The organism is Pseudarthrobacter sp. S3, assembly GCF_050156905.1.
GTDB lineage: Bacteria > Actinomycetota > Actinomycetes > Actinomycetales > Micrococcaceae > Arthrobacter.
In genome coordinates, this window is sequence record NZ_CP189583.1 from 3,947,521 (window position 1) to 3,974,000 (window position 26,480).

The window sequence follows — 26,480 nt, forward strand, 5'->3', positions numbered from 1 at the left end:
CACCGTCAGACCCGGTCCAGTTTGGCCACACCGATTTTGGAGTCGGCCATCCCGTAGAACACAAACAGCTGGTCGCCGATTTTCTCAATCGCGGTGGGGAACACCACGTTTGGCACGATCCCGGAAATCTCGTCCTCGGTTTCCGGGGCCAGGAGCGGCTTGTCACTGCGGGCAATCACCTGGGACGGGTCATCCGCGGACAGGATCATGGCCGCCGCGGTGTAGTTGACGTTCTGCTGCTGCTCGAAGGCAGACGCGGCCATCTTGCCGGCCACGCCGTGGTGGATCAGGAGCCAGCCTTCGTCCACGCGGATGGGGGGCGGGCCGCCACCGATCTTCAGTTCCTCAAAGGGAAACTCGCTGAGGGCCACCAGCCGGTGCTTGCCCATGTGCACCAGGTTGCGCAGATCGCGCTCCACGTCGGCCACAGACACGTAAGAGATCCAGATGCCGGGACGGATGTCCGTGACGCCGGCGGGCAGGTGCTCGCCTTCGCCGGGACGGATCCAGCCCAGGTCCCACATGGGGCGGTGCAGCATGGCGTAGGAGGGCACGCCGTCGGGGTCGTTCACCGGCTCCGGGAAGAACACCGCATCCTTGTTGGGAAACAGGTTCAGGTCCATGGAGAGATCGGCCTGATACTCGAAGAAGCACGGGCCCAGCCGCTCCCAGTTCCGGAGGTCCTCAGAGTGGGCGAAGGCGAGGCGGGGTCCCAGCGGGCCATACGCCACGTAGGTCATGAGGTGCTTGCCAAGGGCGGGCACCCAGGTGGTGCGCGGATCCTCGGTGCCGGCGTTGTTCATGCCGCGTTCCCACCCCTCGTCCGGGGACAGGACCACGCCCTCGCGTTCCACGCCGGTGGGCACGCCCTCCTCGTTGATGACCACCTTGGCGAGGCCCACGCGGGACACGTTGCCCGTGGCCACAAGCCGCGGCAGCAGGTACAGCTCGCCGTCCGGGCCGCGGCCGCTGGCGGGGTTGAGGACGCCCTCGGCCTCGAAGTCGTTGCCGGGTTCGGGGGTCATGATGACGCCGGCACGGGTGAGGGTGAAGGGGACAGTGGGGAGTGCAGAAGTGTGAGGGGAAGTCATGGATTAGCCCTTTACGCTGGAACCGATATTGGTGGAAATGAACTGGCGCTGGAAGAAAATGAACAGCGCGACGGCGGGGGCCGCCAGGACGCAGGCACCGGCAAGGATGGCACCGAACGGGTTGGACGCCGTGGCGGCCACGTTGGAGATGTAGTTGGCCAGGGAAACAGCCAGCGGCTGGATGGCCTGGTCCTTGGTGACCAGGAACGGCCAGAGGAACTCGTTCCAGGGCCCGATGAAGGTCAGGAGGATGGCCGTGACGATGGCCGGCCGGACCAGGGGGATGGCGATCTGCCACAGGATCCGCAGCTCCGACGCTCCGTCAATGCGGGCGGCCTCGAACAAGGTCGAGGGAAGCTGGAGGAAGTACTGGCGGAAAACAAACACCGCGGTGGAGTTGATGGCGAAGGGCAGGATCATTCCGAGGTAGGTGTCGGCCAGGCCGTAGTCGCGAACGATCATGACGTACAGCGGAATCTGAAGCAGTTGGAACGGGATCATCTGCACAACCAGCATCAGGCCGAACACGGCTCCGCGGCCCCGGAACTGCATCCGGGCGAGCGCGTAGCCCACCAAGAGGCCGAAGACCACGGTAAAAAGGATCACGCCGCCGGTGAAGATCCCGGAATTGACCAGGCCCTTCAGCAGGTTGATGGAGCCGTTGATGTTGACATAGTTCTCACCCGTGAGGTTTCCGGGGTTCGGGAACGCCCCGCCCACGGAGGTGTCCGGGGAGGTCTGCAGCGATCCGATGAACATGTAATAGAAGGGAAAAAGGAAGACAAAGGCGCCCACTGCGAGCAACAGGAAGCTGCCCACACCGAGGTTAAGGCGTTTTTCGACGCCCGAGTCGGGACGCAGGGCGGCTGCCGATTGTTCCGGACGGCTGCTGGCGCCGTCGTCGTTTTTGGCATTTTGTTCGTTGGTGACAGACACGTCAGTCCTCCGTTCCGCCGACAAGGCGTTTCTGGATCAGGGCAATCAGCAGGACGCCAATCACCAGGACCACGCCCAGTGCGGACGCAACGTCAGGGTTCCCCTGCAGGATGCCCTTCTGATACATGAGGAACACCGGCGACGTCGACGCGCCGTCGGGGCCGCCGCCTCCGGTCAGGAGGTACGGCTCGGTAAACAGGTTCGCGCCGGTGATGGTGGCCAGCAGCGTGACCAGGACACTGGCGGACCGGACGCCCGGAACGGTGATGTTCCAGAACTGGACCCATTTGTTCCCGCCGTCCACGGCCGCCGATTCATACAGCTCATCGGGGATGTTCTGCAGGGCGGCCAGGTAAAGCAGGATGAAGAATCCCAGCTGTTTCCAGGTGACATAGAACGCGACTGTGGGCATGGCCAGCCAGGAGTTTGTCAGCCACGACGGGTTCGGGGCCAAGGGCCCCAACACGGCGTTGACCAGTCCGTTCTGCTGGAACAGGAACAGCCATACTCCGACGACGGCGACGCTGGCCGTCACGTACGGGACGTAGTAGCTGACCCGGAAGAAGGTCTTCAACTTCGTCACCCGGTTCAGGGCGTTGGCCAGCACCAGCGAGAGGATCACCGTCAGGGGAACATTGATGACCAGGAAGACGCCGATATTGGCGAAGGAGCGCAGGACGGCGGGATCTGTCAGGACGGTGACGTAGTTGTCCAGGCCCACGAACGGCCGGTCCACCTTGACATGGGGCGCCGTGAAGAAGAAGTCGTGAAGCGAGATATAGACGGCGTAGCCCAGCGGGTAGGCCAGGACAGCAAAGATGTAGATGACGTAGGGAGCGCTGAACAGCAAGCCCAGCGGCTGACTGCCCAGGAAGTTTTTGCGCTTCCTGGGTGCCAGCCGCCGGTCCGCCGTCCCACCAACCGGTTTCCCCGTGACGGGGTTGCCTTCAGAGGAGCGGAGTGACATTGGGGGTCACGCTACTTCTGGGCTACCAGTTGGTTGATCTTGTCCGCAGCACCTTGGAATGAGGAGTCGATGGCTTCGTTGCCGAAGATCACTGACTTGGACCAGGCGGTGCGGAAGGTCTGCCAGACCTCCACCGAGTTGGCGATGTTGGGAACCTCCACCGTGCGGGCGGCTTCGTCGGCAAACTGCTTGTAGGCGGGGTTCTGGGTGAAGTAGTCAGCGTAGGCCGTGGTCAGGTCCTTGCGCATGGGCATCTGGCCGGTCCCGATCAGCAGCTTGCCGTCCTGCTCCATGCTTGTGGCGAACTTCATGACCTCCCAGGCAGTGCCCTGGTTCTGGCAGGCGCTGTACATGGCCACGTTCTTGGCATCCGAGAATGTGGAGGTCGCCAGCTTGGCAGTGGCAGCAGGGACCGGAACGGCGCCCCAGTTGACCTTGCCCTTGTAGGCTGCGATGGCCCAGGGTCCTGCCAGCGACATGGCGGCCTTACCTTCCAGGAAGGAATCACCCTGGTAGACCTCCTTGGAAGCTAGGTTCTCCTTGTAGAGCGTCTGGAACATGGCGGCTACCTGTTTGCCCTTGTCACTGTTGAAGGTGGCTTTGCCATCCTTCACCAGCGGGGTGCCGTCCGTGTTGGCTGCGTAGAAGGAATAGAAATCAAACCAGGCCTGGAAGAAGTCGCTGGCCGGTGAGGGCCAGAGGGCGTTGGGAGCTGCACCGGTCTTCACGATGGTCCGTGCCGCGTCCAGCAGTTCGGCCTGCGTCCCGAGCTTCGGGTTTGCCGGATCCAGCCCGGCCTTGGCGAAGAGGTCCTTGTTGTAGAAGAGGACCACGGGGTTGGACTTCCAGGGCAGTTGGTAGATCTTGCCGTCCGCGGACTTGTACTGGTCAGCGAGGTCTCCGGTGCGGTCCTTGATGTATTGGAGTCCGTCGGGGAAGCTGTCCAAAGCCACCAGGCCGCCCTGCTTCTGGAACTGGGGCACGGCCACGGGGGCCGTGTTGAAGACCAGGCAGGGCGCATTTCCGGCGGTAATGGCAGCGCCGATCACTTCCTCGGAACTCTTGCCGGCCGGGATCTCCTGCGCGTCGATCTTTTGATCCGCGTGCGCGGAGTTCCAGGATTCCACCATGGCCTTGCCCCACTTCACCTCGAACTCGTTGTTGGAGTACCAGATCTTGATGGGGCCCTTGGCGGTCGTGGGAGAGCTGGAGCCACCGCCGTCGCCACCCCCGCCGCTGCTGCCACAGGCTGCCAGGCCCGCCCCCATTACGGTCAGGGCGGCCACTGACAATATCCGCGTGGCTTTGGTAAAGCGCTTCATTGCGACTCCTTGGTACTGGTCCCGGTGGGGATCTGCTACTGGTTGGTGTGCTTTATTGCTTGCTATGGGGATTGCTGGGGGACTGGCTTGGTGGTTGCGGATGGGGCGGGGCCGGTGGAGGCGCGGATCAGCAGGGAAGGTGCCTGCAGTTCCGTATCCTGGCCGGAGTGCGTGCCGTTGAGCTGGTCCAGGAGGGCCTGCGCAGCAACTCTGCCCCAGCGCATGGGGTCAGTGGCGATCGTGGTGAGGGGCGGGTTGAGGTACTGCGTGAACTCGGCATTGTCGTAACCGGTGATGGACAGATCTCCCGGGACGCTCAGGCCCTGGGCCTGGGCGAAGGACTGGCCGGACGTCGCCATGAGGTCGTTCGCGTAGACAATCGCGGTGGGCCGGGACGGCTGGCGGAGCAGTTCCGCGGTGGCGGCCACTCCCCCGGCCGCCGTGAAATTTGCTTCGGCGAACAGATCCGCTGCGAGGCCGGCAGCAGCCATGGCCGCTTCCCAGGCCTGGCGGCGGCTGCGGCCGTGGATGTATTCCTGGGCGCCGCCCACGTGACCGATCCGGACGTGCCCCAGGGCGAGCAGATGTTCGACGGCGGCCGTGATGCCGTCCGTGTCATCCATGGACACCGCCGGGAACGGTGAGTCCGCATCCGGCCTGTTAAGCGTCACGGCCGGCAGCTTGAGCTCGCGCAGCAGGCCGATCCGGGAATCGTTGTGCCGCACATCGGTCAGGATCACGCCGTCCACGCGGCCGCCGTCGGCCAGTTTGCGGTAGGCCCGCTCTTCGGCACCGGGGGCGGTGGCAACGCTCAGGACCAGCGTGTAATCGTGCTCGGCGAGGGTGGTTTCGATGCCCGCAATGAACGCCGGGAAGAAAGGGTCCGTGCCGAGGAGCTTGGGATCGCGGGCCACCACCAGGCCCAAGGCGTACGCCTTCGCGGAGGACAGTCCCTTGGCGCGGAGGCTCGGCTTCCAGCCAAGCTCTTTGGCGACCTGGAGGATCCGGCCCCGGGTGGCGTCGCTGACGCCGGGCTGGTTGTTCAGCGCATAAGAGACAGCACCTTTGCTGACGCCGGCCGCGTGGGCGACGTCGCTAATGGTTACTGCCATGATGTGGGGCCCTTCGGGTTTCGGGTCCCGTGACTCACGCCACTGAACCGGTTCAGTAGCTCTACTTAACCGGTTCAGTAGAACAATGTCAAGGGCCCGGCGGACCTACGGATACGAATCGCGTCACGCAGGGCACGCTTTTGGACCACGACGGCGGCGCCCGCCGCGTGATTCCGGGGGACCCCGCCGTCGGGCCTTCCAAAAGGTGCGTGGCGTGACACGGTAAAGTCACCGCTCGCTGGTGGCTGCCCGGGACTAGACACGGGCCAGCCCGGCACCCTCCGCGAGCAGCTCCACGGAGCGGATTCTGGCCTCGGTGCCGGTGTTCTGGTGCGCCACGATCAGTTCGTCGGCGCCGGAGTGCTTGGCGAACCCGTCCAGGTAGTCGAGCACCACATCCGGGGTTCCGATGGCCGAGTACGTCATCATCTGCGAGACGTGCTGGCCCTGTGGAGAGTCCAGGATCATGTCCGCTTCGTCGTCGGAGAACTCGCGCCCGCCGCCGAAGAACAGCGAGACACGGGCGCGCAGGGTGGCCCGGAAAGCCGCCTGCGCTTCGGCAGCGGTATCGGCGGCAACCACGTTGACGCCGGCGATCACGTGCGGGGTGTCCAGCTGGGCCGACGGCTTGAATTCGCTGCGGTAGACCGCCACGGCATCCTGCAGGGCGTTGGGCGCGAAATGCGAGGCGAAAGCGTACGGGAGGCCCAGCTGGGCAGCCAGGCGCGCGCCGAAAAGCGATGAACCCAGAATGTACAGCGGGACGTTGGTGCCCTTGCCGGGGGTGGCCTCCACGCCCTGGATCCGCGTGGGACCGGTCAGGTAGCCCTGCAGCTCCAGGACGTCCTGCGGGAAAGTGTCCGCGGACATGGGGTCCCGGCGCAGCGCGCGCATGGTGTTCTGGTCGCTGCCGGGGGCGCGGCCCAGGCCAAGGTCGATCCGGCCGGGGTGCAACGTTTCCAGGGTGCCGAACTGCTCGGCTATGGTCAGCGGCGAGTGGTTGGGCAGCATAACGCCGCCGGCACCCAGCCTGATGGTCTTGGTGTGGGCGGCCACGTGGGCGATCAGCACGCTTGTGGCCGACGACGCGATCGCGGACATGTTGTGGTGCTCGGCGTACCAGATCCGCCGGTAGCCAAGCTCCTCGGCACGCTGCGCCATGGCCACGCTGCCCGCGAAACTTTCCGCCGCCGTCTGGCCTTTGCCGATAGTTGCCAGATCAAGGATGGAGAGGGGAAGCGTCACGTCGGTGCCGGCCTTTCAATGCTTTTCGTAGGGTGGCCGGCCGGGTCGCGGCGGGCGCACAGTGGACAACGACGGCGGCGCCCGGGATATTTCTGCCGGTATTAAACCAACGCGGGGTCACATCGCGCCCATCCTGGAGGACTTTATAGGCGCGATGTGACCCCGCGTTGGGTTGGACTCACGAATCAGACGGCGCAACCCCCAAGGGCGATTGATGAATCAACGGCTGCGATCTGCTTCTGAACGTCCCCGAGCCTGGCCTGGAGGGCGGTGACAACATCCTTCTGTGCTTTGACTGCGTCGTTGCTCGGCTTCTTCTGGCCCTGGAGTTCCCGAAGCTTCGTCTGCGCCGCTGTAACCTGCCCGTCGAGAGTGGTCAGTTGCGATTGCAGGGACGCCAGGTTTGCCTCTGCGGCGCTGATTTCCCCGTTGAGCTGGTTGAGCTGGCTCAGCAGCGGAGTCACGCGTGTCTGCAGGGCCAGTACTTCCGCTTCTTTGGCGGTGATCTGGGCGTTGACGTTGGCCAGGTCGGCTACGAATTTGTCTGCGATCTGGTTGAGCGCGGCGATCTCGCTGGTCTTTGCCGTCACGGCACTGTTGGCCCCATCGACTGCAGCCTGAAGGCCGGGAAGCTGGCTCTGCAGGGCTGCGAGCTCAGTCTTCTTCGCTTCCACTGCGGATTCGGCCGCGGCCTGGGCCTGTTGGGCGTCGGCCAGGACGGACTTCCGTGCATCCAGGACGGCCTGCTGGTCGGTGATGTACAACCGCAGCAGCAAGTCGCCGCGTGAGGGCAGATTTTGATGAGGCGATGGGCATTTCTAGCTCCTGAGACCGTAGGGGCAGCCAGCTCCGGCTGCAACACAGTTCCCAGCGTATTTTGGGCATCCTCCCCGGCACACGCGTAGTGGTCACCTGTCTTTTTGGCGTGAGTACTCGTTTTTTGAGGGGAATCGCCGGGCCACTACTCGCTTCGGCGGCCCCGCTAAGCTAGCGGCATGGACAACAAAACCACTGCCGAGAAGCTCGCCACCATCCAGAAGGGCTACACCCTGGAAGGTGCCACCATCGAGTTGGGCGCCGCCATTGTTGACGGCGAACTCCACAAGGAAGCCCAGGTCCGCCTGCCGCTGGCCATGATGAACAGGCATGGACTGGTGGCCGGCGCCACCGGCACCGGCAAGACCGTCACGCTGCACATGATGGCCGAGCAGCTGTCCACAGCCGGGGTTCCCGTGTTTCTCGCGGACATCAAGGGCGATCTTTCCGGCCTGGCCACGGCGGCCGCCGGCAGCGAGAAGCTGAAGGCGCGCACCGACAGCATCGGCCAGGCCTGGGCCGGCAAAACGTTCCCGGTGGAGTTCCTGGCCCTGGGCGGCGACGGCAACGGCATTCCGGTCCGTGCCACCATCACCTCGTTTGGCCCCATCCTGCTCTCGCGCGTGATGGAGCTAAACGACACCCAGGAGTCCAGCCTGCAGCTGGTCTTCCACTTTGCGGACAAAAACAACCTCGAGCTGATCGACCTCAAGGACCTTCGCGCGGTCATCCAGTTCCTCACCTCGGACGAAGGCAAGGACGAGCTGGAGGAACTGGGCGGCCTGTCCAAGGCCACCGCCGGCGTCATCCTGCGCGAACTGGTGAACCTGGAAGCACAGGGCCTGGAACGGTTCTTCGGCGAGCCTGAGTTCGACACGGCCGAGCTGCTCCGGACCGCACCGGACGGGCGCGGGGTTATCACCTGCCTGGAGCTGCCCACGCTGCAGACCAAGCCGATGCTGTTCTCCACCTTCCTGATGTGGCTGCTGGCGGACCTGTTCGAGGACCTCCCCGAAGCCGGCGACCTGGACAAGCCCAAACTTGTGTTCTTCCTCGACGAGGCCCACCTGCTGTTCAACGGCGCATCCAAGGCATTCCTGAACGCCATCACCACCACTGTCCGGCTGATCCGTTCCAAAGGCGTGGGGATCTTCTTCGTCACCCAGACCCCCAAAGACGTCCCCGCCGATGTCCTGGGCCAGCTGGCCAACCGGATCCAGCACGCTCTCCGCGCCTTCACGCCCGAGGACGCCAAGGCCCTGAAGGCCACCGTGTCCACGTTCCCGGTCAGCGACTACGACCTTGAGGAAACCCTCACGTCCGCGGGGATCGGCGAGGCCGTCATTACCGTTATGAATGAGAAGGGTGCGCCGACGCCGGTTGCCCACACACGCCTGCGCGCCCCGGAATCCGTCATGGGTCCGAGCACCGAGGAACTCGTCAAAAGCACGGTGGCCGGGTCAGCGCTGCTCGCCAAGTACGGAACCGCCGTGGACAACGTCTCCGCGTACGAGAAGCTCACCGGCAAGACCGCGACTCCAACCGGCGGAGCCGCCCCGGGTCAGCCTCCGGCTCCGAGGGCTTCCGGGCTGTCACGTCCGGGCCAGGCCGGTTCGGGCCAGGCCGACGTCGACGCCGAGGCCCGCAGGATCGAGGAGGAAATCCTGGGTCGGCCCAGCAGCCGGCCCGCGCCGGTGCCCGATCGTGGCGCCGGCACTGATGCGCCCTCGCGGCGTGCACCGGAGCCTGCGGCCCCTGCCAGCGGCGGCATGGCGGGAGACCTCGCCGGAGTACTCGGCGGGGCCCTGGGCGGCGGGTTGAAGAGCATGGCCCGTTCCCTGGGTACGCAGCTTGGCCGGGAACTGCTCCGCGGCGTTTTCGGCACCTCGTCCCGGCGCCGCCGGTAGCAAAAACCGGACGATGTCCGCCCTGGCTTTCCCGCCGTCGGGCGTCAGGAAAGCCGCCGCCCCCTGCTACACGGGGCGGCGGCAACACCTGTGTTCAGCGGGCTTGCAGGTAACGTAAGGGAAGTGCAGATGAGTCAGGCGTTGGTGAGGATGGCAGCAGCGTGGCTGCTTGGCCTCATGCTTGCCGTGGCCGCGGCCATCGTTGGGGTCAACGTGGTGAACAATACGGTGGCCAGTCCACAGCAGCCTGTCCGGGAATACCTGGACGCCCTGCACGAGGGCGACGGCGGCAAGGCGCTGGGCCTGTTGCGGGCCACGGTGCCGCCCAGCAATGCCGCCATGCTCGACGGCACAGCACTGCAGACGGCCGCTTCCCGCCTGGCGAACATCACCATCGGCGATGCCGAAGAACGCTCAGGAAACCAGGTCGTGGTACCCGTGCAATACACGATCGATGGCAGCAGGCTTCACACTGAGTTCCTGCTGGAGAAGACCGGCACCGAATGGCTGTTCTTTAATACGTGGGCGTTTGTGCAGTCGCGGCTGCCCACAGTGGGCCTGACGGCAGTGAACGCCAGCGAAGCCAACCTCAACGGCGTCCCGGTGAACATGCCCCAGGGCAGAAATTCATTCGCCGTGTTCTACCCGGGCGAATACGAGGCATCCCTGAATGGTGAATACTTCGCTGCTCCCGCCACGCGCGCCACGGTGACGTCCCGCGATGTCCCGGTGGCTCCCTTGAACCTGCTGACCGAGGCCACCGACCAGCTGCGGAAGGACGTTGGTGCGAAGGTACAGGAGTTTCTGGACACCTGCGCCGCCGAAGCCGTGAAACAGCAAAAGCTTCAGCCGGACTGCCCGTTCTACTTCGCCAGCAACAACAATGTGGACGACGGCACCATCAAGTGGACCATCACGAAGTACCCGGAGATTTCCATCGAGCCCTTCGATGGCCGCTGGGTGATTGCACCCCTCGACGGGAAGGCCAAGGTGGAGGCGGTCCAGCAGAGTTCCTTCACCGGCGCATGGTTCCCGCTCAACGAGGAGGTGGACTTCAGCTTCACCACCCGCCTGGACGTCGCCGGCGACACCATCAGGGTCACCCCGCTGCTGAGCTACTAGCCCGGCGCCGTTGGCCCGGCTGCCGCGAGACGCAAAAGGCTGCCTCCCGTGACACGAGATCCTGGGAGGCAGCCTTTTCGCCTAAAGCACGACGACGGTGATCAGTCCATTCCGCGCAGGTCCAGGACCAACTCGGTGTCGCCGTCGTCCGTCAGGAGAACCGGGATGCCCCAGTCCTGCTGGTACAAGTGGCAGGCGGCGTGGTCCGGAATCTCACCGTCCGCATCCTCCGGGCCGTCGCAGGCGGCGGCACGGGCGGTGATGTGCAGGACGCCTTCCGGAATGCCGGAAGCCAGCTCCAGTGTCCGGAGCAGACCCACCGAGGTCCCACCGCCGGACACAAGCAGCTCCGGTGGGGTGGAGGAGATCTTCAGCTGCGTGGGGTCTCCCCAGCGGTCGTCGAGCTTCTGCCCCGTGGGCGCGCTGAAACGCACGGTCAGCTCGAGCAGCCCGGGGGCTACCGGGCTCTTGGGCCGTTGGGTCTGCGAGGCGCCCTCGTCAACCTGCTGGGCTTCCTTGGGGATGGGCACGTAGACCAGCTGATGCCTGTTGGCCTCCACCACTACCAGCAGCGGTTCGGAGCCTGCGGCGTGCGTGTGGTCCACAATCACGTCGGAGGGTTCCGAGAGTCCGCGGGCCAGTGTGGACACGGTCCCTGCGGCGGGATCGTAGCGCCGCACGGCACCGTTGTACGTGTCGGCGATGGCAATGGAGCCGTCAGGCAGGACAGTGACGCCGAGGGGATGCTGGAGGCGTGCCTCGGACGCGGGGCCGTCGCGGAAGCCGAAGTCGAACAGGCCCTTGCCCACGGCTGTCTCCACGGTGACCGTGCCGCCGTCGTCAATGATCAGTTTGCGGAGGGCTGACGTTTCGGAGTCCGCCACCCAGATGTTGCCGTCGGCGTCCTCGGCCAGTCCGGACGGCTGCGCGAACCAGGCTTCGTGGGCAGGGCCGTCCAGCAGGCCCTCCAGTCCGTTGCCGGCAATAATTGCCACTGCGCCGGTGACGGGCTCGAAGCTGAAGATCTGGTGCGTGCCGGCCATGGCGATCACCACAGCGTTGAGCCTGGTGGACCAGACAACGTCCCAGGGCGAGCTGAGGGACACTTCCAGCGGATGCTCGGTGAGCTGGCCCGTAAACCCGGCCGCGTCTTCGTCCACCCGCGCGGGGCCGGTTTCCAGCAGTCGCTGCACGCCGTTGCCAACAATCGTCGTGGCGTTGCCGCCCGTGAGCGAGAGTCCCCTGAGCCGGTGGTTGACGGAGTCTGCAATGACGACGTCGTATCCCGCCTTCGCTGCCACCTCTTCCGGAAGCAGCACCAGGCCCTGCGGTTCGTTGAACCGTGCGGTCGTTTGGACCGAGTCGACGGCGGCGGCCGGGCCGTCAGCGTGGCCCCTGGCCCCGGAGCCGTAAGTGCGCAGCACCGTCTGGAAGTCGTTGCCCAGCTCCACAAGACGGTGGTGGCCCGTGTCGGTTACCAGCCAGGAACCCCCGGTGGCGGTGTCCGCGGCAGCCGGAGTCCCGCCGTCGGACGTTCGCTGCCCAGCTGAACCCTGCGCGCCTGAACCGGTTCCCGCTGAACCGCGTCCCGCCGGCAGGAACAGTGCCTTGCCGGGGAAGCGCAGCGTGCCCGAGGTGGCTTCCGGCGCCACGTAAGGGCCGGAGCCGCGGTGGATCGTGCCCTTGGCCTCGTGCTCGGCGATCAGTTCGGGGATGAGCACGGCCAGGCCGTCAGCGTGGCCTTCACCGGACAGGTGCGCCACGATGTAGCCCTCGGGGTCGATGACCACCAGCGTGGGCCAGGCGCGCGCGGTGTACGCCTTCCAGGTCTCCAGCTCGGGATCGTCCAGGACGGGGTGGTGGATCTCGTAGCGTTCCACGGCGGCGGCCAGCGCCACGGGATCTGCTTCGTGCTCGAACTTGGGTGAGTGCACGCCAACGGTGACCAGGACGTCGGAGTACTGTTCCTCGAGCGGGCGCAGCTCATCGATGACGTGCAGGCAGTTGATGCAGCAGAAAGTCCAGAAGTCGAGCAGCACGATCTTGCCGCGCAGGGCTTCGAGGTCCAGCGATTTGCCGCCCGTGTTGAGCCAGTTACGGCCAACCAGTTCGGAGGCGCGGACCCGGAGTTGGGTACGTACGGTTTCACTCATCAGCGGCCTTCCAGCTTTGAGTTGCGTTCAGCCAATCTGGCATCACGTTCAGCCAATTTGGCAAACATATCGTTGTAAGCAGTGAGATCGGCGTCGTTATTCCTGTCGGCCGCCCGATCGGTCCGTTTGGACTCCCTGGCATCGGACCGGGACCACATGATCGCGACGCCGATGGCCACCAGGAGGGTGGGCACTTCGCCGATGCCCCAGGCCACGGCCCCGCCCATTTGCTGGTCCAGGAGAGCGGACGGCCCCCAGGCACGGCCAAGGTTGCCGAAGTAGTCGGCCGCCAGCAGGCTGGTGCCGCCCATGATCGCGACGCCGAAGAACGCGTGGAAGCCCATGGTCGCCAGCAGCAGCAGCAGGCGCATGGGATATGCTGCGCGGCGGGGCAACGGGTCCGTGCCTATCATGCTCAGGATGAAAATGTAACCCGTGAGCGAGAAGTGCACGATCATGATCTCGTGGCCCACGTGCTCCCGCATGGCAAAGCCGAACGCGTCCGAGTAGTAGAACAGCACGATCGAGCCAGCGAAATTTGCCGCGGCGAAGAGCGGGTGCGTGACCAGTTGGGAGAACTTGGAGTGGATGAACACGAGAAGCCACTCGCGGGCCCCCCGGGTACCGTCGCCGCGTGCAGGCAAGGCCCGCAGTGCCAGCGTCACCGGGGCTCCGAGCACCAGGAAGATGGGGGCCACCATGGTCAATGCCATGTGGTCCACCATGTGCGCGGAGAACAGGATCCTGCCATAGACCGACGGCGGCCCGGACGTGATGTAGGTCAGCACCAGGAGCCCGATCACCCAGTTCACGGTGCGGAACCACTGCCACTTGTCGCCGCGTCGGAACACCTTGGCAACGCCCAGGAAGTAGGCAACCAGCCCGAAGAGCACCACGGCAACCCAGAGCCAGTCAAAGCGCCACTCCGTCAGCCAGCGTTCCGGCGTCAGTTCAAGCGGCAACTCGTAGCCGGTGATGATGAAGGCCGGCGAGGCATCGGGTGCAAACGTGGTGGGCTGCGGCGGGGCCGATCGGCTCAGGGCGACGGCGACACCTGAGGTGGCACCCATAATCAGGAGTTCCACAAGTACCAGCTGCCACAGCACACGGCGCGAGGATATTGCCGAGCCTTTGCGGCCCAGCTGCGGGATGACCCATTGCCGGTGCATCAAACCGATGCCGCCCAGGACTACGGCGGCCGCCGACTTCGCAAGGATCAGTTGGCCGTAGGGGGAACCAAGGAGGTCACCCCAGTTGGTGATGCGGATGCTGGCATTGATAACGCCGGAGGCAAAGACAAGCACGAACGCGAAGCCGGCCAGGGAGGAGAAACGCCGCAGCGTCGGTTCGGTGATGTCGGCGGCGGTCCCGGGTCTCGAACCGGCCAGGATTCCGGACAGCAGCGCCAGGACAATAATGCCGCCAACCCAGGCGCTGACGCCCACGAGGTGCAGGCCGAGGGAGTTGATGGCGCCTTCGTGGTCCGACGAGCTGGAGGAGTGGCCGATCAGCGCGGCAGGAACCAGTCCCGCCAGCGCCAGGATCAGCGTGAGCGCAAGGCCGCCAAGGGACCTGACGCCAAACAACGCGGTAGTCACCACGGCCGCGATGATGGTCACGGTCAGCCATGCCCGGCCGGTATCGATGTCCGTCATGAAATACACCAAGGCGCGGGTGAATTCGGCGTCCCCGCCGACCGCTTGGCCTGCAACGTCTGAGTAGGTGAGGACCAGTACGGCCACCGCAGACAGCGTCCAGGCAGCACCCGCCGCGGCGGCAATGGCCAGGCTCCGGGCGAAGGCCGGGTGTTCCGGAGCGTCCCCATGCTGCTGGTTTCGGGACCGGGGCCCGGCAGACCTTGGCAGGATACCGACGGCGAAGATCAGTGCGCCGATAACTGTCGCCAGTGCCACGTTGTGGATGGCCTTGCTGACGGGAAGCCCCCATCGGACCAGGGCTCCGGGGTCAGAGACCTCACGGGCCGCAGCCGCGCCGGAGAAAAGGAGTGCCGCCACCAGCCCCAGGAAGAGGGCAGCGAGGCCCGCGAGCTGCCACGGCCGGGAAATCCCCAAGACGCCGCCACCCCGGGCCGAGACGCCCCCGACGGGGCCTGGCTGGGGTGCTGCGGGACGGGATTTTGCTGCAGAAGACACGTATCCATTGTCCGCTACCGGTGCCCGCGCGGCGAATCGGCTTAAAGCAAAGGAGCGGCAACCCTTAGGTTGCCGCTCCTTTGCTGGTGTTGCTGAAGAAGACTACTTCTTCTTGGCGACTGCAGCCTTCAGCTTGGAGCCGGCGGTCAGCTTGACGCTGTGGCCTGCTGCGATCTGGATGGTCTCGCCGGTCTGCGGGTTGCGGCCGGTGCGTGCTGCACGGTCGGTGCGCTCAACTGCGAGCCAGCCCGGGATGGTGATCTTCTCGCCAGCGGCGACGGAAGTCTCGAATACCTCGAACAGTGCATCGAGGACGGAGTTGACGGCTGCCTGGCTGGTGCCGGCCTTGCCTGCTACCTCTGAAACAAGTTCACTACGGTTCTTAGCCATTGATGTCCTCCTGGACGGTCACGATTTCTGGAGCCTGAACGCGGCATGCGTGCAAGCCACTCTTCGAAAACTTACCAGCTTGGGCCCGCGAGGACCGCAAATTCCGCGTGTTTCCGCGACTTTTTGACTGAAATCACCGGTTTTCCGCGGAATTGTGGTGGAACTGCGGGGGAATTGCGCCCACAGCGGACGGTCCTGCAGTTCCTGCAGTGTTCCGGGGGACCCACTATCAGTTCCTGCAGCGTTCAGTCGGACGCTCTGCCAGTTCGCGTGGTGGGTTGTGCAGTGTACGATGCCGGCGGGTTGGGTGGGGTGCCGACCGGGGCTTGCTGCGTGTGGTGGGTGGGGTGTCGGATTTCATTGCCGGGCGGGGTTCTGTGTGCCGGCTGGCGGGTGTTTGTGGTCTTGGGCGGGTGGTTTTTGGGGGTTGGGTGGTTAACGTGGGAGAACCCCCCAACCTGGTGGTTGGGGGGTTCTCGACCTGTAATGATGTTCCGGCGGTGACCTACTCTCCCACACCCTCCCGGGTGCAGTACCATCGGCGCTGTGGGTCTTAGCTTCCGGGTTCGGAATGGGACCGGGCGTTTCCCCCACGCTATGACCGCCGTAACCCTTTTACCCGTCACACCCCGAGGGGGTGTGTGGGAAATCAGTGGTTACAACATGCTTTGCTGCAACTTTTGGTTGCAGGTGTGGTGTTGTTATTATGTTGTGTTTTTTGTTCCCTGCAACGAACCCGTGTCGGGTTTGTTGTTTGGGAACCACATAGTGGACGCAAGCAGTCTTGTTATCTTCGTACCAGTGCTTGGTGTGAACGTCTTTTGAATGCCGTTCACGCATTGGTGTGTGGTGTAAGTTATCGGCCTATTAGTACCGGTCAGCTTCACGAGTCGTTAGTCCTCGCTTCCACATCCGGCCTATCAACCCAGTGGTCTGGCTGGGGGCCTCTCACACACAAGGTGTATGGAAATCTCATCTCGAAGCGAGCTTCCCGCTTAGATGCTTTCAGCGGTTATCCCATCCGAACGTAGCTAATCAGCGGTGCACTTGGCAGTACAACTGACACACCAGAGGTTCGTCCGTCCCGGTCCTCTCGTACTAAGGACAGCCCTTCTCAAATTTCCTGCGCGCGCAGCGGATAGGGACCGAACTGTCTCACGACGTTCTAAACCCAGCTCGCGTACCGCTTTAATGGGCGAACAGCCCAACCCTTGGGACCTACTCCAGCCCCAGGATGCGACGAGCCGACATCGAGGTGCCAAACCATGCCGTCGATATGGACTCTTGGGCAAGATCAGCCTGTTATCCCCGAGGTACCTTTTATCCGTTGAGCGACGGCCATTCCACAATGTACCGCCGGATCACTAGTCCCGACTTTCGTCCCTGCTCGAGATGTCTCTCTCACAGTCAAGCTCCCTTGTGCACTTACACTCGACACCTGATTGCCAACCAGGCTGAGGGAACCTTTGGGCGCCTCCGTTACTTTTTAGGAGGCAACCGCCCCAGTTAAACTACCCATCAGGCACTGTCCCTGACCCGGATTACGGGCCGAAGTTAGATGTCCAAAGTGACCAGAGTGGTATTTCAACGATGACTCCACCCGAACTGGCGTCCGGGCTTCAACGTCTCCCACCTATCCTACACAAGCCACTCCGAACACCAATACCAAACTATAGTAAAGGTCTCGGGGTCTTTCCGTCCTGCTGCGCGTAACGAGCATCTTTACTCGTACTGCAATTTCGCCGAGTTTATGGTTGAGACAGCGGGGAAGTCGTTACTCCATTCGTGCAGGTCGGAACTTACCCGACAAGGAATTTCGCTACCTTAGGATGGTTATAGTTACCACCGCCGTTTACTGGGGCTTGAATTCTCAGCTTCGCCGTGAGGCTAACCGGTCCTCTTAACCTTCCAGCACCGGGCAGGAGTCAGTCCGTATACATCGTCTTGCGACTTCGCACGGACCTGTGTTTTTAGTAAACAGTCGCTTCCCCCTGGTCTCTGCGGCCCCGATCCCCTCCCACCAGCATGTGGTGTTCAAGGTTGGGGCCCCCCTTCTCCCGAAGTTACGGGGGCATTTTGCCGAGTTCCTTAACCATAATTCTCTCGATCGCCTTAGTATTCTCTACCTGATCACCTGTGTCGGTTTGGGGTACGGGCGGCTAAAACCTCGCGTCGATGCTTTTCTCGGCAGCATAGGATCACCAAATCCCCCCGTGAGGGGGTCCCATCAGATCTCAGGCATCATGAACAGCGGATTTGCCTACCGTTCGCCCTACATCCTTAGACCGGGACAACCATCGCCCGGCTTGGCTACCTTCCTGCGTCACACCTGTTAATACGCTTGCCTCCCAGGATCAGGTCCCGCGCTCCACCAAAACCCACATCACCCCAAAAGGGTGGGCGGGCAGGTATCGGGCGGTTAGTATCCCCTGTTCAACATGGACGGTTTTTCGCCGGTACGGGAATATCAACCCGTTGTCCATCGACTACGCCTGTCGGCCTCGCCTTAGGTCCCGACTTACCCAGGGCAGATTAGCTTGACCCTGGAACCCTTGATCATTCGGCGGACGGGTTTCTCACCCGTCTTTCGCTACTCATGCCTGCATTCTCACTCGTGTAGGCTCCACCGCTGGTTTACACCGCGACTTCACTGCCCACACGACGCTCCCCTACCACTCCAGACGCCTGAACCAACCCACAAGGGGCGGCTTAGCTAATATCTGAAATCCACAACTTCGGCGGTGTACTTGAGCCCCGCTACATTGTCGGCGCGGAATCACTTGACCAGTGAGCTATTACGCACTCTTTTAAGGATGGCTGCTTCTAAGCCAACCTCCTGGTTGTCTTCGCAACTCCACATCCTTTCCCACTTAGCACACGCTTAGGGGCCTTAGTTGGTGGTCTGGGCTGTTTCCCTCTCGACTATGAAGCTTATCCCCCACAGTCTCACTGCTGCGCTCTCACTTACCGGCATTCGGAGTTTGGCTGACGTCAGTAACCTTGTAGGGCCCATTAGCCATCCAGTAGCTCTACCTCCAGCAAGAAACACGCAACGCTGCACCTAAATGCATTTCGGGGAGAACCAGCTATCACGAAGTTTGATTGGCCTTTCACCCCTACCCACAGCTCATCCCCTCCATTTTCAACTGAAGTGGGTTCGGTCCTCCACGACGTCTTACCGTCGCTTCAACCTGGCCATGGGTAGATCACTTCGCTTCGGGTCTAGATCACGCCACTGCAACGCCCTATTCAGACTCGCTTTCGCTACGGCTTCCCCACACGGGTTAACCTCGCGACGTAACACTAACTCGCAGGCTCATTCTTCAAAAGGCACGCCGTCACACCCATACAGACAAGCTGCAGATGCTCCGACGGATTGTAAGCACACGGTTTCAGGTACTGTTTCACTCCCCTCCCGGGGTACTTTTCACCTTTCCCTCACGGTACTGGTCCGCTATCGGTCATTAGGGAGTATTTAGGCTTATCAGGTGGTCCTGACAGATTCACACGGGATTTCTCGGGCCCCGTGCTACTTGGGATACTCTCCAGGCGGCACAAAACATTTCGGTTACGGGGCTCACACCCTCTCTGGCCGGCCTTTCAAGACCGTTCACCTATGCCTGCACATCACACCTCACCAGTCCGGCAGAACTGATACGGAAAGTCCCACAACCCCGCCCATGCAACGCCCGCCGGCTATCACACATGGAACGGTTTAGCCTGATCCGCGTTCGCTCGCCACTACTAACGGAATCACTATTGTTTTCTCTTCCTGCGGGTACTGAGATGTTTCACTTCCCCGCGTTCCCTCCACACACCCTATGTGTTCAGATGCGGGTCACCAGGCAGATCGCTCCCCTGGCGGGGTTTCCCCATTCGGAGACCCTGGGATCAAAGTCCGGTTATCGACTCCCCCAGGCTTATCGCAGATTCCTACGTCCTTCTTCGGCTCCTAATGCCAAGGCATCCACCGTGTGCTCTTAAAAACTTGACCACAAAAGATCAAAACGCTAATTTTCGAGAGAACCACGAAAACCACCCGGACACCACCACCACAACCCCAAAAGGCCACAGCAACAGACGCCCGGACAGATCCAGGTTCATATATTCTTGGAAATTGCTTCTTATAAAAGATGCTCGCGTCCACTATGTAGTTCTCAAACAACAACCCCAAACCACACACCCCACACACAACCCCAAAAGGTCAACCGTGCGATCGATGCAGCCAGGAAACCAGAAACAAACAAACCCGACAAAACACACCACAACCCAAAAGGCCGCAGCACATCCCACCGGCCCTGTTGCCTCAGGACCCAACAGTGTGCCAAACACTAAACCACCCACCCCCAACCCACACCGTTCCAGGACACCCTCAAGAGGACATCCGTACTAGGCAAGGAAAGAAACAAGCAGCCGCTATCCGTTGATATTCCACCCTTGAGCACCCGCCGCAGAACAATCGTCTGCGCAACGGGCATATACTCCTGACAACCCCACCACACGGACAGTACATCCGGCGCGGTGGCTGTAGGTGCTCCTTAGAAAGGAGGTGATCCAGCCGCACCTTCCGGTACGGCTACCTTGTTACGACTTAGTCCCAATCGCCAGTCCCACCTTCGACAGCTCCCTCCCACAAGGGGTTAGGCCACCGGCTTCGGGTGTTACCAACTTTCGTGACTTGACGGGCGGTGTGTACAAGGCCCGGGAACGTATTCACCGCAGCGTTGCTGATCTGCGATTACTAGCGACTCCGACTTCATGGGGTCGAGTTGCAGACCCCAATCCGAACTGAGACCGGCTTTTTGGGATTAGCTCCACCTCACAGTATCGCAACCCTTTGTACCGGCCATTGTAGCATGCGTGAAGCCCAAGACATAAGGGGCATGATGATTTGACGTCGTCCCCACCTTCCTCCGAGTTGACCCCGGCAGTCTCCTATGAGTCCCCGCCATAACGCGCTGGCAACATAGAACGAGGGTTGCGCTCGTTGCGGGACTTAACCCAACATCTCACGACACGAGCTGACGACAACCATGCACCACCTGTAAACCGACCGCAAGCGGGGCACCTGTTTCCAGGTATTACCGGTTCATGTCAAGCCTTGGTAAGGTTCTTCGCGTTGCATCGAATTAATCCGCATGCTCCGCCGCTTGTGCGGGCCCCCGTCAATTCCTTTGAGTTTTAGCCTTGCGGCCGTACTCCCCAGGCGGGGCACTTAATGCGTTAGCTACGGCGCGGAAAACGTGGAATGTCCCCCACACCTAGTGCCCAACGTTTACGGCATGGACTACCAGGGTATCTAATCCTGTTCGCTCCCCATGCTTTCGCTCCTCAGCGTCAGTTAATGCCCAGAGACCTGCCTTCGCCATCGGTGTTCCTCCTGATATCTGCGCATTTCACCGCTACACCAGGAATTCAGTCTCCCCTACATCACTCTAGTCTGCCCGTACCCACCGCAGATCCGGAGTTGAGCCCCGGACTTTCACGGCAGACGCGACAAACCGCCTACGAGCTCTTTACGCCCAATAATTCCGGATAACGCTTGCGCCCTACGTATTACCGCGGCTGCTGGCACGTAGTTAGCCGGCGCTTCTTCTGCAGGTACCGTCACTTTCGCTTCTTCCCTACTGAAAGAGGTTTACAACCCGAAGGCCGTCATCCCTCACGCGGCGTCGCTGCATCAGGCTTTCGCCCATTGTGCAATATTCCCCACTGCTGCCTCCCGTAGGAGTCTGGGCCGTGTCTCAGTCCCAGTGTGGCCGGTCACCCTCTCAGGCCGGCTACCCGTCGTCGCCTTGGTGAGCCATTACCTCACCAACAAGCTGATAGGCCGCGAGTCCATCCAAAACCACAATAAAGCTTTCCACCCCCCACCATGCGATGAGGAGTCATATCCGGTATTAGACCCAGTTTCCCAGGCTTATCCCAGAGTTAAGGGCAGGTTACTCACGTGTTACTCACCCGTTCGCCACTAATCCCCCCACAAGTGAGGTTCATCGTTCGACTTGCATGTGTTAAGCACGCCGCCAGCGTTCATCCTGAGCCAGGATCAAACTCTCCGTTGAAGTAAAACAAAAACGAACACAACCAACACCCCCGGAAATAACGGAAGAAGAAAGCTGCAAAATTTGAAACCAGCTGTAAAAACCAAACCCAATCCACGGGGTGGACAGGCCTGGCCAAAACAACCAATCAATAAAACAATTGGTATCAACAAACTTGGCACACTATTGAGTTCTCAAACAACAGACACACCCGGCACCACCACAACCAAACAAACGGCCGTGGATCGCTCCGGAGCAACTTTTCAAACTTACCCGGTTTCCCGCCCCGATGCAAATCCATATTCCAGGACCCACACCAGCAGAAAACACATCCCCACCAAACAAAGGCGCCCAAAAGAACAACCAACATTTGGTCTTGAATTAGGGGGTTTGGCCGCCCGCGGTAACCAGCTCTTCGCTGTTCCCCTCGCGGCGACTTAGAAAACAATACACCCACCCAACCCCCACCGCAAATCCACCCCCACCGGCCCCTATGCCTCCAGAATCCGCGTCGTGGCGGGGAATCCGGAGGGCTCACCGGGGTCCGGTACAGTATTCGGCCAAAACGGGCTTGTGTTCACTGGATCACATCAAGCGGGGAATGGCCAGCAGCCGGGACCGCAAAGGCTGTGGTGTCTCCGGTGCCAGCTCGGAACGTCTGCCTTGTTGTAGGTTCGCCCTATCATGCGCCTGTGCGCATCCCCGTTGGCCAGGTCTCCTAAGAACGGCTCAGGCATGAGCGCTGATAGCGGTATGCGGCCGATACCCGGGATCAGTTTGCTTCTGATGCAAGATGGTTTCGAAGCCGGCGGCACAGAGCATCATGGTCAGTGCCGCCACGGGCCAGGAGTATGCAGGCGATACAACGTCTGGAAATCTCGCGATTTCGTAGCCTTCAAACAGACCTAGCAGGAGAAGCCCGCAAGGAGTCAGGCGCCGTGCCAGCTCCCGGAGAATGGAGGGAACCTGGTCGGGTGCAAAGTGGATTAGCGAGTACCAAGCCAGGATGCCGGATGCATATCCTTCGGGAACCCCGAGACTCGTGAGGGAGGCGACGCGGAACGGGATGCCGGGGAAGGATGCCTCTGCTTGCTTGATGAACGCCGACACCAAATCGATTCCTTCGACCGCCGCCCCTTGGTCCGCGAGGAACTTGGTCCAAATGGCCGGGCCCGCATCCTACATCCAGCACGGGCCCCACCAGAGGTGCGACCCAGTCAGCTACGAGCTTCAGATCAGCTGGATGAGAGGACTCCACCGACCCACATCTGGCTGTGTAATCGGCAGCTCTCTTTAAGTACGCGGTCTCAACCTCTGCGTCCGTCATGCAGCCACCTTACGGTGGGCAGCAGGAATCGATGCTTCCGGCAAGAGTTTGCCTCTTCGCGTGAGGTGCCTCTACAGGCAGGTGCGGCCGCGGTAGCCATGGATGACCTGCTGGACCCCCTCACGGATCGGGGTGAGGTCGATCACCGCGGTGACGTACTTGCCACCACGCCTGGTGTGGCGCCACACGTACCCGAAGTCGATACACCGGTGCCGGCGCATCGTGTCATTGAGGACCTTGGGACAAGCGACCAACGGCTTGTGCGCCAACTCCCGGGTCACCTTGTCCGTGCAATGCTCTCAAGCCAGCAACGTCGGCACCGCCGGTCGATCGAATCGCGGGGGCTCGACGAACCGACCGCCAGCACCGCGCGATCGGGCTCGAGCCGCTGCCCGGTGACCTTCAGACGCAACTCGTCGAGCGGACAGAACGTGTTCAGATCAGGGGGTAGCGTCGAGTACGTCGAGGTTTCCTGGATAGAAGGCGTAGGAACCTCCATCAATTGGAGCCTCGCGCCGGTCACGATCCTGTCGAAGTGATCCATGACTGAAGCTCCCTCGCGGGCACGTACTTTAAAATGCGATCTCAGACGGCACCGCTTGAGCAGGTTCTTTGGGCCGGCCGCGACGCTCCACCTTGACCACATGCCGGGCGCCGGAGCCATAATCGGTCTGGGCACCAAAGCGGTGCCGCAGAGAAGAGCCGGCGGATGGTGCCGCCGGCTCAGAGGAGTCCACGAATGACGAAGAACCTGATCTCGTTCCCCGGTGAGGCCATGGTATGCCCGAGGACGACTTGGAGGCGGTAGTCGAAGCCTCGCATGCCGTCATCGACGAGGCCAAAGCGGCGGGCGTGTACGTCTTCGGCGGCGGGATCGATGAGGGCGTAGACCCGGTGCTCGTGGCCGGCTACGGCACCGTCACCATACGGTCGCATACCCAGGCCACAAGGTGCCCAACGGCCGGTACACAGTACTCGAGCTGCCCTCGCGGGCAGCGGCACTCCAATGGGCCGCGAAGATCGCCGTCGCCTGCCGCTGCCCGCAAGAGCTCCGGCAGTTCCAGTACGACCCGGCCAGCTGACGAGGGCAACCCCAGTCAGAGTCGTCCGTGCGTCGCGCGCCCATTATGAAAGTGTGCAGCAGCGCCCAGGACTCTGGACATAGCGTTTTAATTGTTGGCTGACGTTTCTTTGTTTTTGATCTCGAATCGCAGAATTCGGTCGGTGCCGGGGTAGCGGGTTTCGGTGGTGTTGAGGTGGGTGCAGAGTTCGCTGATCGCGGTGGTTGCCCGTTGGGTGGGGAGCGGGTCGAGGCGGATTGTGAGGTAGCCGTCGATGCGGGGGTCGATGTCTCCGCTGCCGGTGAGGACCTGACGGATCAGGGTGTGGGCTTCGTCCTCGCCGCGGGCGTAGCCGGTGTTGGTCCGGACCTCCCTCGCCAGCGTTGATGCGGTGTTGAACGCGGCCATCCGGATCGCATGGCTGAGCAGTTTCGTCTCGCTCTCCAGGACCCGCTGGCCCGGGGCGATCTCGCCGAGCGGAACCCGGGCAGGGATCCCCTTGTGGGCTGCCTGCGCGGCCTCGAGGGCGGTTTCGGCGCTGAGCAGGTCCGCGGTGATTTTGTTGTGCATGGTGTTGGTGATCAGGACAGTGTGTGTTCCTGGCGGCGGTGTCCGGGCCGCGAGCATCGCCGCGTCGGTGTCGGCCAGGGTCTTCTCGTACCGGGTCCTGGCGGCGAGGACCTGCTGGTAGGCCTTGCGTTTTGCCGGGTTCGGCACCGAGCGTTCCGGATCATCGTCAGTGGATGTGTAGGCGTCGTGGGAATCGAGGGCGAAGCGGATCCGGGCGTAGCGGAAGTAGTTTTCCTGCCGCCACCTGGCGCCCATCCGGTAGATGATTTCCCCGGCGGTCATCTCGGTGTTGGTGGTGAGGATGTGGATCTGCCGCACCCTGCCGCCGGGGGTGTTGACCTGGCGGGACAGCTGGCGCATCGGAAACACTTCCCCGGTAGTGCCTACCGGCACCTCCACGGCAGTGTCGGCCGCGCTCCCAGGCACGGGTTTGTCCGTGCCCGTCGGTGTGGGCGACCTCGGTGAACAGGGATGCCGGAACGTCTTCGGTGGTGCCCTTGCGCCAGGTCAGCACATCAAATTTGTTCTCTGCCATGTGCTTGAACAGGGCCGGGGACCAGCCTCCCCGGTCGAAACCGACCAGGACCCGGCGGTCATCGCCGATGATGGTGCGCAGGGTTGGCAGGAGCCGGCGCAGTTCCCCGGTCAGCGCGGCCCCGGGCTCGGCCATGACCACCAGGACCGGCGCGCCGGCAGCGTCGGCGACCCAGGTCTCCTCGGTCGCCGGGACGGGGAACTTCAACCGGGTCGAATGGACCTTCCCGATCTTCCTGGTGCCCTGGTAGGCGCGGACATGTCCGTCAACGTAGAGCACCGCGGCCAGATCCCCACCTCCTTCGTTGCTGCCGTTGAGGTGCCTGGCAGCCATCGCGGTGAGCAGCTCCCCGGCCTTGCCTCTGCTGGCCAGCGCGGCGGTTTTGCGGCGGAGGGTTTTCACTTCCGGGGCGCGGTCCAGGCCGAGGACCCGGCCCAGGGCTGCCGGGTCGATCCGGGTGATCCCTTCGGCGCGTGGTTCCCCGGCCAGGGCCTGGAACACGGCGCCGGTCAGGATGGTCTCCAACCCGTAAAACCCGTTCGGCAGCGCCCCGAAGGTCTCCTTCGCGCACTCCAAAAGTCCCGTGGTCTGCAGGGCGGGCAGGGCCAGCAACAGCCCGGCCAACGGCACACGGGCCGCGGGGGTGAACACCGGTGCCGCGCACTCCACCAACCCGGCCCGGGCCCAGGCCCGCTCTCCGGACCGGTCCACCGGTGCCGGCAGCACCGGCAACCCGGCTGCCGGTGCTGCTGCTTCAGATGTGGCGAGCGGATCAAGCTTCACCGGTTCCGGACCGGTGGGCACCGGCATGGCCAGTGTCCGTCGCACGCTGAATTCGGAGACGCCCACCTTTGCTCCAATCGCCCGCAGCGACAGTCCGGTCGCCCGCAAGGCACGGATTTCGGACATCTTCGGTTCCGTCAGCCGGCTGGGCCCCTTCGGACCAGGCTTCTCCGGGGCCAGACCCAACACCCCTTCCGCGGCCAGGACCTGACGCCACCGCCACAAGGTGATCGCATCAACACCGAACGCGGCAGCGATCCCGGCGACCGAAGCGGCTTTGATGTCCGCCAGTTTCGCCGCCGCGAACCGGCGGGTCGCGATGTCCTTCTCGTCCCAGGCGTAGGAGAGTTCCCCATGAACGAACACGCGCCCACCCGTGGCATCCTCCAGCAGTGACGCCGCGAGCCCTATCGGCACCGCTCCGGCATACATTGCTTGAGGAAAAGGCAGTTGGGCAGTCATCACGCTCATCATGCCACCCCTCCAAAACCGAACAATCTATTACTTAGATTCTATCGCAAGAGAAGGAGGATTAACAGCCGTACCCATAACAAAAACACCGGAATCCTGCGGAAGTCAGTCGAACACCATCACCCCATGTCCAGAGTCCTGGCGCCAGGGCTGGTGACCTCGACCGACGACACCTCGATGGCCTACTCGTCGATCGGAGTCGCTCGACCTCTGCCTTACGTCGGAGGCCAGCTCAGCCATCTCGAGCTGAGTTGGGAGCTGTCGGAGGAGCGGGCCTTCTACGAGCGCCTTGCCGAGGGTTGTCGGCTCGTACGATTACGACACTGTTGGATGCCGGCGGGTTGGGTGGGGTGCCGACCGGGGCTTGCTGCGTGGCGTGGGTGGGGTGTCGGATTTCATTGCCGGGCGGGGTTCTGTGTGCCGGCTGGCGGGTGTTTGTGGTCTTGGGCGGGTGGTTTTTGGGGGTTGGGTGGTT

The 26,480-nt window shown here is 62.7% G+C and carries 18 protein-coding genes, 3 rRNA genes and 1 pseudogene; 4 read left to right on the top strand and 18 right to left on the bottom strand.

Annotated features, from left to right (window positions below):
• Positions 1-5 precede the first annotated feature (5 nt).
• The 7 genes from ACQCSV_RS19015 to ACQCSV_RS19045 all read right to left on the bottom strand — a co-directional run bounded on the left by ACQCSV_RS19015 (position 6) and on the right by ACQCSV_RS19045 (position 7,449).
• Entirely contained in the window at positions 6-1,091 is a 1,086-nt protein-coding gene (locus ACQCSV_RS19015; protein ID WP_426938964.1) for a glycoside hydrolase family 130 protein, read from the bottom strand.
• 3 nt (positions 1,092-1,094) lie between these two features.
• Positions 1,095-1,850 (bottom strand): carbohydrate ABC transporter permease, encoded by a 756-nt coding sequence (locus ACQCSV_RS19020; RefSeq protein WP_354155190.1) that lies wholly within the window; start codon positions 1,848-1,850, stop codon positions 1,095-1,097.
• A gap of 178 nt (positions 1,851-2,028) precedes the next feature.
• Entirely contained in the window at positions 2,029-2,994 is a 966-nt protein-coding gene (locus tag ACQCSV_RS19025) for a sugar ABC transporter permease (RefSeq protein WP_354223747.1), read from the bottom strand.
• Between the two features lie 11 nt (positions 2,995-3,005).
• The gene (locus ACQCSV_RS19030) at positions 3,006-4,316 is read right to left on the bottom strand and encodes a sugar ABC transporter substrate-binding protein (RefSeq protein WP_354155173.1); all 1,311 of its coding nucleotides are present in this window, start codon (positions 4,314-4,316) and stop codon (positions 3,006-3,008) included.
• Between the two features lie 62 nt (positions 4,317-4,378).
• On the bottom strand, positions 4,379-5,428 hold the full coding sequence (locus ACQCSV_RS19035) for a LacI family DNA-binding transcriptional regulator (RefSeq protein WP_426938965.1): 1,050 nt from the start codon (positions 5,426-5,428) through the stop codon (positions 4,379-4,381).
• 255 nt (positions 5,429-5,683) lie between these two features.
• Positions 5,684-6,673 (bottom strand): LLM class flavin-dependent oxidoreductase, encoded by a 990-nt coding sequence (locus ACQCSV_RS19040; RefSeq protein WP_354155175.1) that lies wholly within the window; start codon positions 6,671-6,673, stop codon positions 5,684-5,686.
• A gap of 185 nt (positions 6,674-6,858) precedes the next feature.
• Complete coding sequence (locus ACQCSV_RS19045; RefSeq protein ID WP_354223749.1) at positions 6,859-7,449, bottom strand: hypothetical protein; 591 nt, start codon at positions 7,447-7,449, stop codon at positions 6,859-6,861.
• 219 nt (positions 7,450-7,668) lie between these two features.
• On the opposite strand from ACQCSV_RS19045, the gene ACQCSV_RS19050 reads away from it, so the two are divergent.
• Together ACQCSV_RS19050 and ACQCSV_RS19055 are read left to right on the top strand one after the other, a co-directional pair.
• Positions 7,669-9,396 (top strand): helicase HerA-like domain-containing protein, encoded by a 1,728-nt coding sequence (locus ACQCSV_RS19050; RefSeq protein ID WP_426938966.1) that lies wholly within the window; start codon positions 7,669-7,671, stop codon positions 9,394-9,396.
• A 129-nt stretch (positions 9,397-9,525) separates the two neighbouring features.
• Entirely contained in the window at positions 9,526-10,518 is a 993-nt protein-coding gene (locus ACQCSV_RS19055; RefSeq protein WP_354155178.1) for a hypothetical protein, read from the top strand.
• A gap of 101 nt (positions 10,519-10,619) precedes the next feature.
• On the opposite strand, the gene ACQCSV_RS19060 is transcribed toward ACQCSV_RS19055, so the two are convergent.
• The 6 genes from ACQCSV_RS19060 to ACQCSV_RS19085 form a co-directional block, all read right to left on the bottom strand.
• Complete coding sequence (locus tag ACQCSV_RS19060; RefSeq protein ID WP_426938967.1) at positions 10,620-12,671, bottom strand: NHL domain-containing thioredoxin family protein; 2,052 nt, start codon at positions 12,669-12,671, stop codon at positions 10,620-10,622.
• Positions 12,671-14,824, bottom strand: a complete 2,154-nt coding sequence (locus ACQCSV_RS19065; protein ID WP_354223753.1) for a cytochrome c oxidase assembly protein — start codon at positions 14,822-14,824, stop codon at positions 12,671-12,673. The genes ACQCSV_RS19060 and ACQCSV_RS19065 overlap by 1 nt, the downstream gene beginning before the upstream one ends.
• A 102-nt stretch (positions 14,825-14,926) precedes the next feature.
• Positions 14,927-15,214, bottom strand: a complete 288-nt coding sequence (locus ACQCSV_RS19070) for an HU family DNA-binding protein (RefSeq protein WP_056341443.1) — start codon at positions 15,212-15,214, stop codon at positions 14,927-14,929.
• 492 nt (positions 15,215-15,706) lie between these two features.
• Positions 15,707-15,823: ribosomal RNA gene (gene rrf, locus ACQCSV_RS19075) — 5S ribosomal RNA — on the bottom strand.
• Between the two features lie 237 nt (positions 15,824-16,060).
• A 23S ribosomal RNA gene (locus ACQCSV_RS19080) occupies positions 16,061-19,208 on the bottom strand.
• A 548-nt stretch (positions 19,209-19,756) separates the two neighbouring features.
• Positions 19,757-21,279, bottom strand: a 16S ribosomal RNA gene (locus tag ACQCSV_RS19085).
• Together the 16S, 23S and 5S rRNA genes form the textbook arrangement of a ribosomal RNA operon.
• A gap of 63 nt (positions 21,280-21,342) precedes the next feature.
• On the opposite strand from ACQCSV_RS19085, the gene ACQCSV_RS19090 reads away from it, so the two are divergent.
• Complete coding sequence (locus ACQCSV_RS19090) at positions 21,343-21,699, top strand: hypothetical protein (RefSeq protein ID WP_426938968.1); 357 nt, start codon at positions 21,343-21,345, stop codon at positions 21,697-21,699.
• A gap of 288 nt (positions 21,700-21,987) precedes the next feature.
• Here the strand turns inward: ACQCSV_RS19090 and ACQCSV_RS19095 are convergent, their stop codons facing one another.
• The 3 genes and pseudogenes from ACQCSV_RS19095 to ACQCSV_RS19105 form a co-directional block, all read right to left on the bottom strand.
• On the bottom strand, positions 21,988-22,422 hold the full coding sequence (locus tag ACQCSV_RS19095) for a class I SAM-dependent methyltransferase (RefSeq protein WP_354156525.1): 435 nt from the start codon (positions 22,420-22,422) through the stop codon (positions 21,988-21,990).
• 279 nt (positions 22,423-22,701) lie between these two features.
• Positions 22,702-23,063: pseudogene (locus tag ACQCSV_RS19100) on the bottom strand (ISL3 family transposase); the annotation flags it as partial.
• Positions 23,064-23,308: 245 nt separating this feature from the next.
• Positions 23,309-23,521: a hypothetical protein gene (locus ACQCSV_RS19105; protein ID WP_354224852.1), complete on the bottom strand. Its 213-nt coding sequence runs from the start codon at positions 23,519-23,521 to the stop codon at positions 23,309-23,311.
• 14 nt (positions 23,522-23,535) lie between these two features.
• On the opposite strand from ACQCSV_RS19105, the gene ACQCSV_RS19110 reads away from it, so the two are divergent.
• Positions 23,536-23,667, top strand: coding sequence for a hypothetical protein (locus ACQCSV_RS19110; protein WP_354224854.1), 132 nt, complete (start codon positions 23,536-23,538; stop codon positions 23,665-23,667).
• Between the two features lie 87 nt (positions 23,668-23,754).
• Here the strand turns inward: ACQCSV_RS19110 and ACQCSV_RS19115 are convergent, their stop codons facing one another.
• Together ACQCSV_RS19115 and ACQCSV_RS19120 are read right to left on the bottom strand one after the other, a co-directional pair.
• Positions 23,755-24,498 (bottom strand): putative transposase, encoded by a 744-nt coding sequence (locus tag ACQCSV_RS19115; protein ID WP_426938969.1) that lies wholly within the window; start codon positions 24,496-24,498, stop codon positions 23,755-23,757.
• On the bottom strand, positions 24,383-25,996 hold the full coding sequence (locus ACQCSV_RS19120) for a putative transposase (RefSeq protein WP_426938970.1): 1,614 nt from the start codon (positions 25,994-25,996) through the stop codon (positions 24,383-24,385). The genes ACQCSV_RS19115 and ACQCSV_RS19120 overlap by 116 nt, the downstream gene beginning before the upstream one ends.
• Positions 25,997-26,480: the final 484 nt, after the last annotated feature.

Bases quoted from the DNA above. Each gene is read 5' to 3' on its own strand.
- ACQCSV_RS19015 (WP_426938964.1), bottom strand. From the start codon at position 1,091: ATGACTTCCCCTCACACTTCTGCACTCCCCACTGTCCCCTTCACCCTC.
- ACQCSV_RS19020 (WP_354155190.1), bottom strand. From the start codon at position 1,850: ATGTTCATCGGATCGCTGCAGACCTCCCCGGACACCTCCGTGGGCGGG.
- ACQCSV_RS19025 (WP_354223747.1), bottom strand. From the start codon at position 2,994: ATGTCACTCCGCTCCTCTGAAGGCAACCCCGTCACGGGGAAACCGGTT.
- ACQCSV_RS19030 (WP_354155173.1), bottom strand. From the start codon at position 4,316: ATGAAGCGCTTTACCAAAGCCACGCGGATATTGTCAGTGGCCGCCCTG.
- ACQCSV_RS19035 (WP_426938965.1), bottom strand. From the start codon at position 5,428: ATGGCAGTAACCATTAGCGACGTCGCCCACGCGGCCGGCGTCAGCAAA.
- ACQCSV_RS19050 (WP_426938966.1), top strand. From the start codon at position 7,669: ATGGACAACAAAACCACTGCCGAGAAGCTCGCCACCATCCAGAAGGGC.
- ACQCSV_RS19055 (WP_354155178.1), top strand. From the start codon at position 9,526: ATGAGTCAGGCGTTGGTGAGGATGGCAGCAGCGTGGCTGCTTGGCCTC.
- ACQCSV_RS19060 (WP_426938967.1), bottom strand. From the start codon at position 12,671: ATGAGTGAAACCGTACGTACCCAACTCCGGGTCCGCGCCTCCGAACTG.
- ACQCSV_RS19070 (WP_056341443.1), bottom strand. From the start codon at position 15,214: ATGGCTAAGAACCGTAGTGAACTTGTTTCAGAGGTAGCAGGCAAGGCC.
- ACQCSV_RS19105 (WP_354224852.1), bottom strand. From the start codon at position 23,521: ATGCGACCGTATGGTGACGGTGCCGTAGCCGGCCACGAGCACCGGGTC.
- ACQCSV_RS19115 (WP_426938969.1), bottom strand. From the start codon at position 24,498: ATGACCGCCGGGGAAATCATCTACCGGATGGGCGCCAGGTGGCGGCAG.
- ACQCSV_RS19120 (WP_426938970.1), bottom strand. From the start codon at position 25,996: ATGACTGCCCAACTGCCTTTTCCTCAAGCAATGTATGCCGGAGCGGTG.